The following is a 17,335-nucleotide window of genomic DNA, read 5'->3' as shown; positions in this document are numbered from 1 at the left end:
TATTAAAGGCGGAAGACGTGGCCAACAACCGGCCAAACAAAACCAGCACCGTTTAAACGGTGACATTCGTGGCGTTCGTGAAGTGCGTCTAACTGGCGCAGACGGCGAAGCTGTTGGTGTAGTAACAATCGCTGAAGCGATGGAAGCTGCAAATGAAGCTGGTATGGATCTTGTAGAGATCAGCCCTAACGCCGAGCCGCCAGTTTGTCGTGTGATGGACTACGGTAAGTTCCTCTTCGAGAAGAGCAAAGCTGCGAAAGAGCAGAAGAAAAAGCAAAAGCAGGTTCAGATCAAGGAAATTAAATTCCGACCTGGAACTGATATTGGAGACTATCAGGTAAAACTACGCAACCTGACTGGTTTCCTTGAAGACGGCAACAAAGTGAAGGTAACAATTCGCTTCCGTGGCCGCGAAATGGCTCACCAAGAAATCGGTGTTGACGTTCTTAATCGTTTGAAAGTAGATACTGAAGAATTTGCAGTTGTCGAATCTTTCCCAACGAGAATTGAAGGTCGCCAGATGATCATGGTGTTGGCCCCTAAAAAGAAGTAATTAACGGCTTTGCAAGTAATTAAACCCTGCAGCCTCAGGTTGCGGGGTTTTATTCGCCCTAATTACTATGTTATTAACAACTCAACAATGCGGAGTTATTCATCATGCCTAAGATGAAAACCAACAAAGGTGCTGCTAAGCGTTTCCAGAAAACTGCTGGTGGTATTAAGTTTAAGCACGCTGGTAAACGTCACATCCTGACTAAGCGTACTACTAAGAACAAGCGTCAGCTACGTCCGAACTCGATCCTTCCTAAATGTGAAGTTGCTCAAGTTCTACGTATGATGCCATACGCTTAATTCTTTTTAGTTTATAAATTCGTTTAGTTTAGGAGAAGCATAATGCCTCGCGTAAAACGTGGTGTACAAGCTCGTGCACGTCATAAGAAAGTTCTAAAACAAGCTAAAGGTTACTACGGAGCACGTTCACGTGTTTACCGCGTAGCTTTCCAAGCAGTTACCAAAGCTGGTCAATACGCTTACCGTGACCGTCGCAACAAGAAACGTCAATTCCGTCAACTTTGGATTGCACGTATCAACGCGGCATCTCGTCAAAATGGTCTATCTTACAGCCGTTTCATCAATGGCCTTAAGAAAGCATCTATCGAGATCGACCGTAAGATTCTTGCTGACATCGCAGTATTCGACAAAGCAGCATTTGCTGTTCTAGTTGAAAAAGCGAAAGCATCTCTATAATTTAGAGTTAGCTTAAAGGTTTAATAAAAGGAGAACTTCGGTTCTCCTTTTTTATTGCCTGCTATTTGGCTTTGCCGCATTCTCTCGCATCTAATTTTTATTCGCTTGAACAAGCATTCTGGTATATAAACATTTACCTAACCTTTAAATGTTAAGCGACCGAGATAAATGACCGCACCGACTACTATGACGTTCTTCGAACGTTTTGAAACTGACATCCTTTCTGGCAAGAAGACGATTACTATTCGCGATGAATCTGAGCGCAATTACCAGCCAGGTAGCGTTGTAGAAGTATCAACGCTAGAGCAGGGACGTGTATTCTGTAATCTTAAGATCATTAGTGTAGAACCAATCTTGTTTGATGACTTAGGTGAGTTCCATGCGGAGCAAGAGAACATGACGCTAGAAGTCCTCAAGGGTGTGATTCAAGATATCTATCCGGGTATCTCTCAACTGTATGTGGTTTCTTACGAGCTTGTGTAACCCGCTTTAAATAGAATTTGTTGATCAATACAGCGTCTAACGCAGAGCAATGAGAAAGGGAAGTCACAATGAGTGAATTACAGAATGGTGCAGCTCAGCAAATTTTTCTCCAACTTTATTGTCGTGAGCAAAATGAGCAGCCGTTAATCTCTAGAACTGATCTCGACATTGCTCTTTATGATAGCGAAGGCTTTCTAGCGTGGCGTGATACAAAGCGTGACTTCATTGTCAGTGATATCGAGAATCGAGTTTGGGTGAAGAGTTGCCCCGGCGGTTACATCACTGAAGTACACTTCAATGCTGACGGTTCTCTGATTGAATATCGTTTGTTCGATCGATTTGAAACAACAGGGCAGTGGCAACTAAAAGATGGGTTGTTACACGTCGAGATTTTGAAGGGCGAGAATCGCTACCAGTTTACTGTTGTGGCTCGTGCTGATCTCAATATTCACTCTGCGGTGGAATATAAAAATGGTGAGCTGCATTCGTATCTGAAATTGGTGCAGGCTGAGCGTTAATCCCTTTTAGCCGACCTTGCTTGTCCATTAGAATAAGTGATATTCCAAGAATAAAAAAGCCAACAGTGATGTTGGCTTTGTTGTTTTCAATTCGACCGATTACTTCCAATCAACACGCCATTAAGCTTCGAAGTTCGCCAGTTGAGTATAAAGCTCGCTGTCTTGATCTTGCTTTGCACAAACCGTCAGTAGGTCTTCAATAAAGTACTTCAATGCACGTGCTTCAATTCGGCGAATGCCTTGCTGTTGCTCTTCAGTTAGGTAGTCGTAGATAGTTGCCGCTCCAAAGTCGCCAAAGATCATCTGACCTTGCTCATTCACTAAAGTGTTGTGTGCGTATAGATCACCATGACAAACTTTGTTGGCATGAAGGTGTTCAAACACATCAATCATCTGTTCGGTAATGCTATTGATCTGAGAAATTGAAAGCTTAAAGCCTTCGTTGAATGTATCACGAGTGCAGCTTTCAAGAGTAGGGGGCAAACCTAGGTTGTAGAAGTTGCTCGGGATAAGCTCCATCACCAATGCTAGGTAGTTCTCTTCATCAACTTGAGCGATAGACTTCACTAGGTTGCTATGATGACCAGCTTGAAGACACGCTTCAAGTTCATCGTGTGGGTAACCGTCGCTTGTTACTTCGCCTTTGAATACTTTAACTGCCACTTCTTGTGGGAAATCAAAGTCACGATTTAACCAGTTAGCATGAGAAATTATCCCAGACGCACCTTGCCCAAGAACTTGATTCAGTGAGTAGCATTGTGAGCTTACGGCAGGCACGCTATCTAAGCTGCTTGGGTGTTTGCAAAATGGGTTACCCGCAAACGCTAACCAAGCCAGTTTTGGTAGCTTGATAAGGAACTCTGGGAATTCAGTCAGTTGGTTTGCAGACAGACGAACCAGTTCAAGGTTTGATAGGTTTTCCATACTTTCTGGTAAAACTTGAATCTTGTTACCCGCCAATGCGAGTTTTTGCAGGCGTGGTCTTTCACCCAACGAGTGAGGGAGAACCTCGATTGCATTGTCTGTCAGGATCAACCAACGTAATTGAGTAGGTAGAGACTGCTCGCTAACGGTTTTGATTTGGTTGGTTTTGAAGCCAACCATTTCGAGCTTAGGAAGTGACCCCAGAACATCAGGCAGGTGCGTGAACAGGTTATTCGATGCGAAGATAATACGCAGGTTAGTCAGCTGTGATAACTCTTTTGGTAGATCTGACAGCTGATTGCCTGAAAGGTCTAGGATCTCAAGAGAATCAGCAAGTTCCAAAATCTCTAAAGGAAACTCGGTGAGACCTGCTGACAGTTTTAAGCGTTTAATACCTTTAAGTTGCCCTGATTTTAATTGTTCTAGAGTATGCAAACCTTAGCCTTATGAATAGATGTTCGAGGCGCGTAGTTTACTTGTCTCAATCAAGAAAGGCGAGCACCGGAACGATGCTCGCTTAACTAAACTAAGTGAACGATTTTACAAAGGTTAAAGTCGTATATGGTTTTGGCTGACGCCGACCTCCTCAACAAAGTCGCTGTCATGACTCACCAAGATAAATGCGCCTTGGTATTCACGTAAAGCGGACGCCAATATTTGCTTTGAGTCGATGTCTAGGTGGTTGTCCGGTTCATCGAGTAATAAAAGCGGGGTGTCTTGCTTATGGCTAACGATCAACATCGCCAGTTTCATTTTTTCACCACCACTTAAATGAGCCACTTTTCGGTATACAGAGTCTCGCCTGAACCCTATTCCAGCGAGCAAGGTTCGTGCGTCACTTTCTGTTAACCCAAAGCCGTGTGTCATCAAGCTATCGAACATGGTGTCGTTGGTGTCTAACAGGCCAAAGTGTTGATCCAAGTATACGGTCGCCCCTAAGCGCTTAATGGATCCGATATAGTTCGAGTGTTGGCCGTGAATGGCTTTTAACAGTGTCGATTTTCCGCACCCATTAGCCCCAGTTAGATAGCATCGTTCCCCTTGTGATAGAGAGAAGCTAATAGGAGCACCAGAACCAAAACTCAGGCGACACTCTTCAACGGTTAATAGTGAGTGTTTTTTAGAACTATTCGCTTGTTGTAGGTACAACGCTTGTGGCTTCAGTTGCTCTTGTTGTTCTTTAAGAGATTGAAGTTTATCTTGGTTTTGATCCTTTAAGTTCCTGTGGCTTGTTGCTGATGCTCCTTGGGTTCGTCCTGCTTTATCTTTCATTGCATCCAATAATATCTTGGGTTGGCTACCTGATTTTCGGAGTCGGTTACCTTGAGATTCACGTTGTTGTGCTTTTTCCTTGTTAGTCTGAGCTTGGCGCTCGAGTCGTTTCTTTTCCGATTGATGATGCGTTATCTGCTTGTCCAGTGCTTCACTTTGACTCGACATTTGCGTGAAGTAATCATCGTAGTTTCCTTTGTAGAAACGTAATCCCAAACTGTTGAGGTGATAGATCCCTTCCATGTGTCTCAATAAGCTTCGATCGTGACTGACGATAAGTACTTTACCTTCAAACAACTGGCACTGTTCCAGTAACCAATTGCGCCCGTCGCTATCCAAATGATTTGTAGGTTCGTCGAGAATTAGTATGTCGTGGTTTGATGCGAATAACCGATGAAGCTGTAAAAGGGCAAGTTGCCCACCACTCAATGTATGGCAAGGCGTGGTCAACCCACTGGTTATTTTCAATGTGGCTAAAAGTTGCTTTGTGTTCGCTTGTAAATCCCAATCCTCGCCGACGATATTGAAGTGCTGAAGTTCGCAGCTGCCTTGTTCTATGGCATGTAATGCGTCTAACTTTTCGGTGATCCCCAAGAAGTCAGCAATGCTGGTTGTGCTATCCAATAGCTTTGAAGGCAACTGGGAGTAAAAGCCGATCGAGCCTTGTCTGGAAACACTGCCTGATGTGGGTTGTGTTTGCCCGACCAGTAACGAAAGCAGTAGTGACTTTCCAGCCCCATTTCTTCCGACTAAGCCTGTCAGGCGACTGCTCAAACTAAAGGTGATGTCTTTGAATAACCACTCACCAGTATCGAGCTGGAATGAGAGATTGTTGGCTAATATAGTAGGCATAAAAATACCTCCCTTTACGTATAAACGAGTAAAAGGGGTGAGGCGCTTTTCTACATAAAATCCATGTCGGACTCTAACAGCAGATCGCCAAAGACGTTACTTAGGTAGATGACCAATCAAAGATAGAAAGCTGCGCTGAGATAATTTCTGTCTTTGAGGTACAGTTCTGCAAGATATATGTTGTCAAAAGACGGATCTTTAAGAACTTGATTTGTCGCGAAAATAGATGACGAAGTAACGCCCACTAACCCCGAGTGTCCAAATGATTTTTATAAAAAATAAATCGGATGTCAGGATGTTAGTACTTCATTATGGCGTTATTCTCTTTTGAAATGATGGTGGGATGTTACTGAAAGAGAGTGCTTAAAGTCAATATGGTGGTGTGATTAAAATGTATCCAAATAATTAAAGCGCCTCATGCCTATATATAGATATAGCCATGAGGCGCTTTAGAGTGTTCTTTGAAAGCAAGGGCTTCACGAATGTGGAAATTACAGGTTTTGTCCGCCGACAGCTCGCCAGCACATATCAAAGCTATCGCTGATGTACTTGGCTGACTGCTCTGGTGGTAACTCATTCTGCTCAATCAACCAGTTTGCACAAATCAAAAAGTGGCTGTGGATGAAGTGCCTAACAAGGTTGATGTCTAACACCATCAGCTCACCAGTTTCTTGTCCTTTCAAAATGATCTCGTCTAACGATGCGAACATCTTTGAAACAATCACTTCTCGAGTTTGAGTCGTCGGGTCGAAATGAACATTGGTGAAAAACTTCATCGCAACTGGATTTTCTAACGCCCATTCAAGCCCTGTGATCCACATGAACTTAATGGCTTGGTAGCGATCTTGTTCAGCGATATCAGTGTGTGGTTGAAGAGTGGAGAATAGTGCCAGCTTTAGCTCGCGGAACAGCTCATCAATCAACAACGATTTGTTCTCGAAGTGATGGAACAGCGTTGCCTTTGCTACGCCTGCTGTTTTCGCTATTTGTCCTGTAGATGTGCCCTCGAGCCCTTGCTGAGAAAAGAGCAGGAGCGCAGCATCTAGGATTTTTTGCCTTTTCGTAATCATCTATTTAGTACTTTGAACAGAATCTTTTTAATTGGGTTGTTGTAAGGAGGGTGCATTAACTTAGTGAAGTTAATTTTTCCTCTACTTAGAACCGTTTTGGCATGGCTAAAGGTCTTGAAGCCTTCAATACCGTGGTAGTGTCCCATGCCTGAAGGGCCAATGCCACCGAACGGCGCGTCTTCTGCTGCCACATGCACTAGAGAGTCGTTAATACAAACACCGCCAGAATGCGTATTCGATAAGAACTGGTCTTGAGTCTGCTTATCATGACTCATCAGATACAGAGCAAGTGGACGTTCTCTTACTGTGATGTAGTTGATTGCTTCTTCAATAGAGTCATAAGGCACGATAGGCAGAATAGGGCCAAACAACTCTTCTTGCATTGCGACCATGTCGTCGTTCACTTCGGTTAGGAGGTGTGGCGTCATTCTGTGGTTCACATCGTCTTGTGCTTGCTCGGTGACAGTGTGAATAACCGCACCTTTAGACTGAGCATCTGCAATCACACCCTTCAAACGATTGTATTGGCGCATATCGATCACTGAGGTTAAGTCTTTGCTTTCAATGCCTGCTTTATAAAGCTTCTTGAAGTACTGCTTATAAGCTGCGATGAACGCGTCGGCTTTTGCTCGTGGCAATAAGATGTAATCGGGTGCTACGCAAATCTGGCCAGCGTTTAAGCTTTTTGCAAACAGGATGCGTTCAACGGCGTCAGCGACATCAAAGTCAGGCGCAATAATCGTTGGAGACTTACCGCCCAATTCCAAAGTTACAGGCGTTAAGTTGTTGGCTGCTGCTCTCATTACGTGCTTACCCACAGAGGTTGACCCTGTGAATAGAATATGATCAAACGGGAGTTGGCTAAATTTCGCGGAAACGTCAGCTTCACCCTCTATAATCGCAATCTGATCTTCGTTAAAACCCTCAGCCAACATCGCTTTCAAAACTCGGTTTGTCGCTGGAGTGAACTCAGACATCTTGAGCATTGCAGTATTACCTGCCGCCAACGCAGTGATGAGGGGCCCTAAAGAGAGCATCACCGGGAAGTTCCAAGGAACAATGATACCGACAACACCCACTGGCTGATAATGAACGGTGATCTTCGCGGGTGTCAGCATTAAGCCTGCTTTTCTGCGAGATGGCTTCAACCATTTCTTAAGGTTCTTCAGGCTGTAATTGATCTGGTGAAGAGAAGGGGTGATATCAGCAATCAAGCTGTCGTGTTTTGCTCGGTGGCCATAATCTTCAGACACCGCATCAATCAATTGCCCTTGGTAGCGCATTAGCAACGCTTTTAATTCCGAGAGGTTTTTTCTTCTCTGCTCAAGCGTTGGATTAACATTACTGCGGTAGTGATTTTTTTGTCGGTTGAATATTTGATCCATGCCGTTGATGTTCGACGTGGTTGGTTCAAGGTCTAGATTATGGCTCATAGTATCCCCTAAATTCGAAAGCTGACCGATTGGTTGGTTGAAATTACAAGAATATCCAACCAAATACAAGATATGCGCGAGAAAAGTTCAAAAATTGAGCGGTTACAACATTGAAGTGAGCGAGTTTTAGTAGGAAGAACGAAGTGTTTATAGGTATCGAATCACGGGATACAAGTTGTGTTTGTGATAGCGAGAGTTCAGATTGGGAAGTGCGCATATTTGTCACAACCCTGACTTAACTTGACCAGGTTAGCTAAGAATTTTATGTGTCTTTGGTATTTTATTCACCTGATTCTTTGTTAGAAAGTGCTTTAAATCTAATGCGCTTCAGCCTGTTTTTTGGCCTAAAACCTTGTAATACCTTACCTGTCACTTTAAGTCGGGTCGACGATAAAAAAACGTAATCGTAACCACAAATATCAATGGTTGGACTCACTCTTAATAATATCGGTTAATGCAGCCAACAAATCGTTTTCGAACGTTTTTTGTTGGGTTATACCTCGCTATTCCAATGAGGTATCTTCTGTCGATGGCCCTATAGTGTGAGGTCTCTAGAATTGGAAAATTCGGTTAATTTGGAACGCATCCGTGCTGAGTATAATGTAAAGCACTGGAGCCAAGGTTTTTATGGAATTGATGATAATGGTGAGGTGTATGTATCACCGAGCGAAACCGATCATCAAGTTCCGCTAAGTCAGATCGTAAAACAGTTAGAGCAGAGAAATATTGGTTTGCCTGCTCTTGTGCGTTTTCCTCAAATAGTGCATCAACGTGTGCACAATATCTGTAACGCATTCAACCAAGCGATCGACGAATATCAGTACGATAACCGTTACCTACTTGTTTACCCGATTAAAGTTAACCAACAGAAAGAAGTGGTTGACGAGATCTTAGCGAGCCAAGCTCAATTAGAGCAGAAGCAGCTTGGTTTAGAGGCGGGCAGCAAGCCTGAACTATTAGCGGTATTGGCACTGGCTCAAAAAGCGAGCTCTGTGATCGTGTGTAACGGTTACAAAGACAGAGAATACATCCGTCTTGCGCTTATTGGCGAAAAGCTAGGCCACAAAGTATTTATCGTTCTAGAGAAGTTGTCAGAGCTTGATCTTGTCCTTTCTGAAGCAAAAGCGCTTGGCGTGAAACCTCGTTTAGGTCTACGCATTCGTCTTGCATCTCAAGGTGCAGGTAAATGGCAAGCAAGTGGTGGTGAGAAGTCGAAATTCGGTTTGTCTGCATCACAAGTATTGACCGTTATTGAACGCTTGAAAGCAGAAGATCAACTGGATGTTCTAGAGCTCGTGCACTTCCACCTTGGCTCGCAAATAGCGAATATTCGTGATGTACGAAATGGTGTGAGTGAAGCGGCTCGTTTTTACTGTGAACTGCGTGATATAGGTGCTCAACTGAAGTTCTTAGACGTTGGTGGCGGTTTGGCGGTCGATTACGACGGCACACGTAGCCAGTCTTCAAACTCAATGAACTACGGCTTGCTTGAGTACGCTCGCAACATCGTAATGACAGTAGGGGATATTTGTAAGCTCTACAATCAGCCGCAACCTGTGATCATTTCTGAATCTGGTCGTTCGTTGACTGCGCATCACGCTGTGCTTGTTACTAACGTGATCGGTACAGAAAGCTATTCTCCGGAAGATATGGCTGCGCCTGAAGCTGACGCACCAATGTTGCTAAACAACATGTGGAAGAATTTCTTAGAGCTAGATGCGGGTAATGGTGACCGCGCGCTGATTGAGATCTACAACGACACGCAAAGTGATATCGCAGAAGCACACAACCAATTTGCGACGGGTATGCTGAACCTTCAGCACCGTGCTTGGGCAGAGCAGATGTCTTTGCGCATTAACTACGAACTTAGCTCTCGAATGAGCACTAAGAACCGTTACCACCGTCCTATTTTGGATGAGTTGAGCGAGCGTTTGGCTGATAAGTTTTTCGTGAACTTCTCGCTGTTCCAATCGTTGCCAGATGCTTGGGGTATCGATCAGGTGTTCCCTGTATTGCCTCTAAGTGGTTTGGATAATGCGGATGAGCGACGCGCTGTAGTACTGGATATCACATGTGATTCTGACGGTACGATTGATCAGTACGTTGATGGTCAAGGTATTGAAACAACGCTGCCAGTGCCGGCATGGAACCCAGATGAACCATACCTGATGGGCTTTTTCTTAGTAGGCGCATACCAAGAGATCTTGGGTGATATGCATAACCTATTTGGTGATACCCACAGTGTAGTGGTGAATGTTGATGAAAGTGGCCAAGCGAATATCGACTACATCAATGAAGGCGATACGGTTGAAGACATGATGCGTTATGTTCACATTGATACGGATCTGATTCGTCAGAACTACAAAGATTTGGTCACGGCGAAAGTACCAGCACAAGAGCAACAAAGCGTACTTGAAGAGTTAGAGCAAGGCTTGATGGGTTACACCTATCTTGAGGATTTTTAATGAACGATCTATTTACCAAACCAGATTACTCGCTGTACTCCAACGCGATGACGTTTATGCGTCGCCCATTGGTACAGAACCCAATTGATCACGATGCTGATGTGGTTGTGTTGGGCGCGCCGTTAGATATGGCGACGTCGGGTCGTCCGGGCGCTCGTATGGGACCTGATGCGATTCGTCGTGCGTCGGTAAACTTGGCGTGGGAAGGCAAAAAGTTTCCTTGGGACTTCAATGTATTTGAACATACCTCGGTAATTGATGCTGGCGATCTTGTGTTTGATTGCGGTGATGCTGAAGATTTAACTCAGCGTTTAGAAGCGGCTGCAAATGCGATTCTAAACAGTGGTAAAACATTGTTAGGTTTAGGTGGCGATCACTTCATTACATTGCCTTTGCTAAGAGCATACGGCAAGAAGTACGGTGAAATGGCTCTGATTCATTTTGACGCGCACACTGATACTTACAGTCAGGGTAGTCGTTACGATCACGGTACTATGTTCTACCATGCGCCAAATGAAGGGTTAATCTCGCCTGAGCATTCTGTGCAAATAGGTATTCGTACAGAGTATAAGCAGGAAGGTCATGGCTTTAATGTTATCAATGCGATGCAAGCGAATGACATGAGCGTGGATGAGATCATTGCTCAAGTGCAAGGCATTGTTGGTGATAAGCCAGTTTACCTAACGTTTGATATCGATTGTCTGGATCCTGCTTTTGCGCCGGGTACTGGGACGCCTGTGTGTGGTGGTTTGAACTCAGATAAAGTACTCAAAATCATTCGTGGCTTACAGGGTATTAACATGGTTGGTATGGACGTTGTAGAAGTGTGTCCTGCCTATGACCAAAGCGAAATTACGGCTCTAGCTGGCGCAACTATCGCACTTGAGCTGCTTTATGTTTGGACTGCAAATCGCTTAACAAAATAAAATAGTTAGCGAGGCATGTTGAACGTGGCAATCTCGTTTTACAGATAAACACCATATTGCGGTACATGATCTTCTAAAAGCCGCCCGAGTTAAACTCGGGCGGCTTTTTTGTATCTATTGTTTTGTCCTAAAACGTATTCCTCTTGATATGTGTGTATCGAATGATAAGTCATGACTATTGTTCCTCCATAGCACCTTAATATGTTGATGGGTATATATGAAATTGGCGAAATATACGCTTAATAAATGGTTTTTCATCCGCTTTGTGCTGAACATTGTCTCAAGTTTGGGACTACTCTCTGCTTTGTTGCTATCACATCGTTTGCCTCAAGCAATGTCTGATATTCGCTCATGATTTATCTACTTTATTCCTGTATATCTTTATAGGATTAAAGAGATGTAACATCGCTGTGAGTTTATTTGCATATAAATCAATGCACTACTAACGTTTAATTTGTGTTTTAGAAATCCATAGAGAATAAGTGAATTTGTGAAAAGGAGTCTCTTAGCACAGACATGGCATTTTTTATGGGGAAGACTAGGCTTAACAGTAAGTAAACTATAAAAAAACAGGTTAAATACTTATCTCTTTTCAACTCGAAGAGGCACAACAAAAGATTGGCCATTGATGAGGGGTAAGTATGAATTTGATTAAAGCCTGTAATGATTAACAAAAATAATTTGTACAGCTCTAGATAAGAGTGCTTGTGATAACGGGGGATATATGGATATTGAGGTTTCGCGCCAAGCTGCGGTTGTTGAAGCAGTAAGTGGGGATGTGGTTGTAGTAACACCTGACGGCAACCCAAAAAAAGTTCTAGTTGGCGATATCATCCGTGAAAATGAGATAGTCATTACCGCAAATAATGCAGAACTTGTATTAGGTGCTCCAAATGGTGAGGTTCTGGTTGGCGAGAATTGTGTTGGATGTATTGACCAAGAATTGTCTTGGGCTGATGCCCCTGTCGCCGGAGAGGTCAATTTCGATCTAGAGCAATCTGACGACGGAGCATTTACTGACGATGATATTGCGGCAATCCAAGAAGCTATTTTAGGCGGCGCCGATCCTACTGAAATTTTGGAAGCAACGGCTGCTGGTGAAGGGCTAGGCTCTGCAAATGCTGGCTTTGTTACGATTGAATACAATAATATTCAAACTCAGCCCTCGACATTCTTTGAGACATCAGGGCTTGCGAAAGAAGAGGTAGAGGAAACTCGAGAGGAATTTAGAACGATCACCCGTTCAGCTGGTGGTCAATCGATCAGCGAATCAGTCACTGAAGGTTCTATTTCTGGCAATACCTACCCCCAATCTATTACGACCACAGAAACGATTATTGCGGGCAGTTTAGCTCTAGACCCAGATTCTTTTGTCCCAGACACACTCTCCCTTGCTTCACTCCTAAGTGAGCTTAATAACGACATTACATCAAGCGGCCAAGTTGTCACGTTTACTTACGACTCGGTGACGAATTCCATTGTTGGTGTCCAAGGTACTGACGAAGTATTACGTATCGATATTGATGCTACTAGTGTTGGCAATAATATCGATATCTCGTTAACCACCACGATTTCTCAATCTATTGATCATGTTCCGTCTATCGGTGGTGGGCAGGTCTCTTATACTGGCGATCAAATTAACTTTGCTTTTGATATTCAAGGTGAAGACTCCGCAGGAAACCCAATAGCATCACCAATTAATGCGCTGGTTACTTTATTTGACGGGGTGAATCCGTCTGCTGAAAGCGTGAATATCAATAATGTAGAAACGAGTAGTGCACCTATTGAAGGCACTTTTTCTAATATTGGAAGTGATAAACTTCAATCCGCTGTCTTTGATGCCAGTGCGTTAGAAGAGTTTGATGGGTTGCTCAGTGATAACCAAAACACGGTTGCAAGACTGTCTGATGATGGAACAACGATCACTCTGTCTATTCAAGGGAGAGGTGAGGTTGTTCTCACAATCTCCCTCGATACCGATGGCACATATAATTTCCAACAGTTTAAACCGATAGAAGAAGTGAGCTCCGACACGCTTTCATTCTCTCTACCGATTACGGTTACCGATTTTGACCAGGATGTCGTAACGAATACGATTAAGGTTGATATCTCTGATGGTGATAGCCCGTTCATTATTAATGTTGATGGCATCGATGTTGATGAGTCAGGCATTGTTGGCGGCTCACAAGAAGGAACAACCCCAGTAGGTGGTATTGGCAGTATCACAGCAAGTGTTTTTGAAAGTGACATTATTGACCATTACGAACTTGAACCGACTGAATTTAATACAACGGGAGCCTTGGTTTCCAATGGTGCTGCCGTTCAATTAGAGTTAGTTAGTCAAACCAATGGCGTGAGAACGTATGAAGGTTATGTCGAGGTCAATGGATCTCGAATTACGGTCTTTGACGTTAAAGTCGATAGTCCATCATTGGGGAATTATGAATTTACTCTGTACGAATCGCTTTCACACCAAGGTGCTGAAGGTGAGTTGCTAACCTTTGTATTGCCCATTTACGCGGTTGACGCGGATGGTGACCGCTCTGCACTGTCTGGTGGGTCAAACACACCAGAAGCTGCTGAGATCTTAATCAGTGTAAAAGATGATGTGGTCGAACTCATCGATAATGTCGTTTCCGTCGATGAACCGACTTTGGCGGGTGATACTGTTGTTTCTTATAATCTATTCAACTTTGAGGGTGCGGATGGTTCGACAATCCAATCATTGTCTTACGATGGGGTCGAATACAAGTTAGACCAAAATCTACTCCCAGATGCGGCACAAACTTTCCCATTTACAGAAGGGGTTGCAACGATTTCACTCAATGGTGATTTTAGTTTTGAAGTCGCTCGTGATATCAACCACTCAAGCAGCGAAACCATAGTAAAACAATTTGCCTTTTTAGCTGAAGATGCTGATGGCGACGAGAGCTTCTCAACGCTTGATCTTAGTATTACTGATGGCCAAGATCCGGTAATTAACCTAGTTCCACCAGTGACATTATCTGAAACGAATCTTGGTGATGGATCTTCGCCAAGCGGAAATGCGGTTAGCGCCACTGAAACGATTACGTTTACAGCCGGTAGTGATGATGTCGCGAGTTTTCGAATTGATCCAAACTTGTTCAATACTAATGATACGCTCAAATCGAATGGGCTTGTCGTTGAACTCAAGGAAGACCCCCAGAACTCAGGTACTTACATAGGTTTTGTTAACGATGGGGTAAACCCTGATGTCCCAGTATTCACGATTAGCTTTTCTACAAGTACATTAGGGGAATACACCTTCACGCTGCTTGAAGCGTTAGATCATGAAGATGGCCTTGCAAATAACGAGCTAAGTTTTGAACTGCCTGTTTACGCCGTGGACACTGATGGCGATAGCTCGCAAATTTCCCCGCTTACAATGACCATCGGTGATGATGTGCAAATCATGAAAGATGGTGTGCTCAATATTGTTGAACCGACGGTTGCGGATTTGGCTGCTGGTAAGGTAACGACTGCCACCATTGATGTAATGCCCGAGCAGAGTGCTGATGGCGCGACCATTACCCAAATCACGTATGACAATACCGTTTACACCTTGAATCAGGGCATAACGGGAGAGCAACTGATTCCAGTTCCTGAGGGCAAACTGTTCGTTACCCTTGAAGGTGAAATACGCTTTGAGCCGAATCGTGATTTAAACCACACGAGCAGCGAAGATATCGTTAAGACGATCGTGGTGACGTCAAGTGACTTTGATAAAGATCCGGTGACATCCACCGTGACTTTGACCATCACCGATGGTGATATTCCAATCATCAATATTATTCCAAGTGTCACGCTATCAGAATCTAACCTTACAGATGGCTCGGCAGCAAGCAACGCGCCAGTGAGTCAAACCGAGACGATCTCGTTTACCAATCAAAGTGATGATGTAGTCAAGTTCCGTATCGATCCTGCTCAATTCAACACGAACGACGCTCTTAAATCGGGCGGGTTAGCCGTCGAGTTACGTGTCGATCCACAAAACAGCAATCAGTACATTGGCTTTGTGAAAGATGGATCCAACCCAGAGATTCCCGTCTTTACTATTAGCTTTTCTACCAGCACGGTGGGTGAGTACACCTTTACTCTACTTGAAGCATTGGATCATGCTGATGGCCAAGCAAAGAACGATCTGAGCTTTGAGCTTCCTGTACTTGCGGTCGATCGTGATGGTGATGATTCATTGATGTCGCCATTGAAAGTGACGGTTAGCGATGATGTGCAAGGCATGCAAAACCAAACGCTGAGTATTACTGAACCAAATCTTGCTGATGGTACGGTAACGACAGGCACTGTTGATGTGATGCCAGTGCAAAGTGCCGACGGGGCAACGATTACCCAGTTTACTTACGATAACAACGTGTACACGTTAGTTCAGGGGATAACCGGAGAGCAGGTTTTCCCTGTTACTGAAGGTAAACTGTATATGACTCTTGAAGGGTTGGTGCGCTTTGAGCCGAATCGCGATTTAAACCACACGAGCAGCGAAGATATCGTTAAGACGATAGTGGTGACGTCAAGTGACTTTGATAAAGATCCGGTGACATCCACCGTGACTTTGACCATCACCGATGGTGATGTTCCAATCATCAATACTATTCCTAGCGTCACGCTATCAGAATCCAATCTAGCCGATGGCTCAGCAGCAAGCAATGCTCCTGTTAGCCAAACTGAGACTATTCAGTTCACCAATCAAAGTGATGATGTAGTCAAATTCCGTATCGATCCTACTCAATTCAACCCGAACGACATGCTTAAATCGGGTGGGTTAGCCGTCGATTTACGAATCGATCCACAAAACAGTAACCAGTACATAGGGTTTGTGAAAGATGGAGCCAACCCAGAAGTTCCTGTCTTTACGATTAGCTTCTCAAGTAGCACGGTGGGTGAGTACACCTTTACTCTACTTGAAGCGTTAGATCATGCTGATGGCCAAGCGAATAATGAGTTGAGCTTTAATTTACCTGTTTACGCGGTAGACCGCGACGGTGATGACTCATTAATGTCGCCACTGAAAGTGACGGTCAGCGATGATGTGCAAGGCATGCAAAACCAAACGCTGAGTATTACTGAACCAAATCTTGCTGATGGTACGGTAACGACTAACACCATTGATGTGATGCCAGTTCAAAGTGCCGACGGGGCAACGATTAGCCAGTTTACTTACGATAACAACGTGTACACGTTAATTCAGGGGACAACCGGAGAGCAGGTTTTCCCTGTTGCTGAAGGTAAACTGTATATCACTCTGGAAGGTGATGTCCGTTTCGAACCTAATCGCAACCTCAATCATTCAGGGGGCGATATTGTTAAGACTATTACGGTCACGTCTGAAGATAAAGATGGTGACGAAGTCACGTCGACCGTTACGCTTACCATTTCAGATGGTGCTCCACCTGTTATTGATAACATACTACCAGTCGCCTTGGCTGAAGCAAACTTGCTTGATGGCACCTCTCCGAGCATAACGGTCACTCAAACCGGAACAATGACGTTTACATCTGGTAGTGATGATGTGAACCACTTCCGTATTGATACTGCGCAGTTCAACACAACTGGGGACCTAAAATCGGATGGTCTGGTTGTTAAGCTAAAAGAAGATCCTCTAAACAGCGACAATTATATTGGCTTCGTAGAAAACGGTGGTGTCCAAACGGACATTTTCACCATCACTTTTGATAGTTTGGTGCTTGGTCAATATACCTTCACATTGTTAGAAGAGTTAGATCACCTGCCTGTGCAAGGTAATAACGTTCAAATCTTCACCTTGCCAGTTATTGCGGTCGACCAAGACAATACGGATTCAGTAATTAAGCCTCTTACGGTGACTATTACTGATGATGTACCCGTCATTACGGATACAACAGTTGCGAGTACGTTTGTTGTTGATGAAGATGATTTAGGCTCTGTTGTGGCTCAAGCGACAGGCTCGTTTGTGACCACAGAAGGTGCAGACCAAGTAGAGGTTTACGAACTGCGTAACGTAGCCACTCTAGAAACTACTCTGACATCAGGCAATGAAGCGATTTCGATCACTGAGGTCACTGGGGCTGCGAACACAACCACCTACCAAGGTGCGACCACAAGTGGGACTCCGATTTTTACTCTTGCACT

12 protein-coding genes are annotated in these 17,335 nt (G+C 44.1%); 8 read left to right on the top strand and 4 right to left on the bottom strand.

The genetic code is table 11. From position 1 onward, the window contains the following. Nucleotide 1: 1 nt before the first annotated feature. The 5 genes from infC (at nucleotide 2) to AB6D07_RS14315 (ending at nucleotide 2,249) form a co-directional block, all read left to right on the top strand. Nucleotides 2–553, top strand: a complete 552-nt coding sequence (gene infC, locus AB6D07_RS14335) for a translation initiation factor IF-3 (protein ID WP_077680304.1) — start codon at nucleotides 2–4, stop codon at nucleotides 551–553. 104 nt (nucleotides 554–657) lie between these two features. Further along, entirely contained in the window at nucleotides 658–852 is a 195-nt protein-coding gene (rpmI, locus tag AB6D07_RS14330) for a 50S ribosomal protein L35 (protein WP_004738430.1), read from the top strand. Nucleotides 853–894: 42 nt separating this feature from the next. After that, nucleotides 895–1,248 (top strand): 50S ribosomal protein L20, encoded by a 354-nt coding sequence (rplT, locus tag AB6D07_RS14325; RefSeq protein ID WP_004733517.1) that lies wholly within the window; start codon nucleotides 895–897, stop codon nucleotides 1,246–1,248. A 168-nt stretch (nucleotides 1,249–1,416) separates the two neighbouring features. Further along, the gene (gene yqfB / locus AB6D07_RS14320) at nucleotides 1,417–1,731 is read left to right on the top strand and encodes a N(4)-acetylcytidine aminohydrolase (protein WP_009846506.1); all 315 of its coding nucleotides are present in this window, start codon (nucleotides 1,417–1,419) and stop codon (nucleotides 1,729–1,731) included. Nucleotides 1,732–1,799: 68 nt separating this feature from the next. After that, on the top strand, nucleotides 1,800–2,249 hold the full coding sequence (locus tag AB6D07_RS14315) for a hypothetical protein (RefSeq protein ID WP_017103784.1): 450 nt from the start codon (nucleotides 1,800–1,802) through the stop codon (nucleotides 2,247–2,249). Nucleotides 2,250–2,369: 120 nt separating this feature from the next. Here AB6D07_RS14315 and AB6D07_RS14310 read toward each other — a convergent pair whose 3' ends face one another. The 4 genes from AB6D07_RS14310 to AB6D07_RS14295 all read right to left on the bottom strand — a co-directional run bounded on the left by AB6D07_RS14310 (nucleotide 2,370) and on the right by AB6D07_RS14295 (nucleotide 7,800). After that, nucleotides 2,370–3,608 (bottom strand): leucine-rich repeat-containing protein kinase family protein, encoded by a 1,239-nt coding sequence (locus AB6D07_RS14310; RefSeq protein WP_017103785.1) that lies wholly within the window; start codon nucleotides 3,606–3,608, stop codon nucleotides 2,370–2,372. A 114-nt stretch (nucleotides 3,609–3,722) separates the two neighbouring features. Next, nucleotides 3,723–5,297 carry an ABC-F family ATP-binding cassette domain-containing protein gene (locus tag AB6D07_RS14305; RefSeq protein ID WP_372091460.1) on the bottom strand — a complete coding sequence of 525 codons (1,575 nt, stop codon included), beginning with the start codon at nucleotides 5,295–5,297 and terminating at the stop codon, nucleotides 3,723–3,725. 491 nt (nucleotides 5,298–5,788) lie between these two features. After that, nucleotides 5,789–6,367 (bottom strand): TetR/AcrR family transcriptional regulator, encoded by a 579-nt coding sequence (locus AB6D07_RS14300; RefSeq protein ID WP_017103787.1) that lies wholly within the window; start codon nucleotides 6,365–6,367, stop codon nucleotides 5,789–5,791. Beyond that, complete coding sequence (locus tag AB6D07_RS14295) at nucleotides 6,364–7,800, bottom strand: coniferyl aldehyde dehydrogenase (RefSeq protein WP_029223063.1); 1,437 nt, start codon at nucleotides 7,798–7,800, stop codon at nucleotides 6,364–6,366. The genes AB6D07_RS14300 and AB6D07_RS14295 overlap by 4 nt, the downstream gene beginning before the upstream one ends. Nucleotides 7,801–8,357: 557 nt before the next feature. Between AB6D07_RS14295 and speA the strand changes: the two genes are divergently transcribed. The 3 genes from speA to AB6D07_RS14280 form a co-directional block, all read left to right on the top strand. Then, on the top strand, nucleotides 8,358–10,265 hold the full coding sequence (gene speA / locus AB6D07_RS14290; RefSeq protein ID WP_032500816.1) for a biosynthetic arginine decarboxylase: 1,908 nt from the start codon (nucleotides 8,358–8,360) through the stop codon (nucleotides 10,263–10,265). After that, nucleotides 10,265–11,191, top strand: a complete 927-nt coding sequence (gene speB, locus AB6D07_RS14285; protein WP_017103789.1) for an agmatinase — start codon at nucleotides 10,265–10,267, stop codon at nucleotides 11,189–11,191. The genes speA and speB overlap by 1 nt, the downstream gene beginning before the upstream one ends. A gap of 724 nt (nucleotides 11,192–11,915) precedes the next feature. After that, nucleotides 11,916–17,335, top strand: a 5,420-nt coding sequence (locus AB6D07_RS14280; RefSeq protein ID WP_372140724.1) for a retention module-containing protein, incomplete at its 3' end; no start/stop codon positions are given.

The organism is Vibrio sp. 10N.239.312.C11 (assembly GCF_041466065.1).
In the GTDB taxonomy this organism is placed as follows: Bacteria; Pseudomonadota; Gammaproteobacteria; order Enterobacterales; family Vibrionaceae; genus Vibrio; species Vibrio tasmaniensis_A.
Note: the sequence above shows the minus strand (reverse complement) of the source record. Positions and strands in the feature narration are given on the sequence as shown.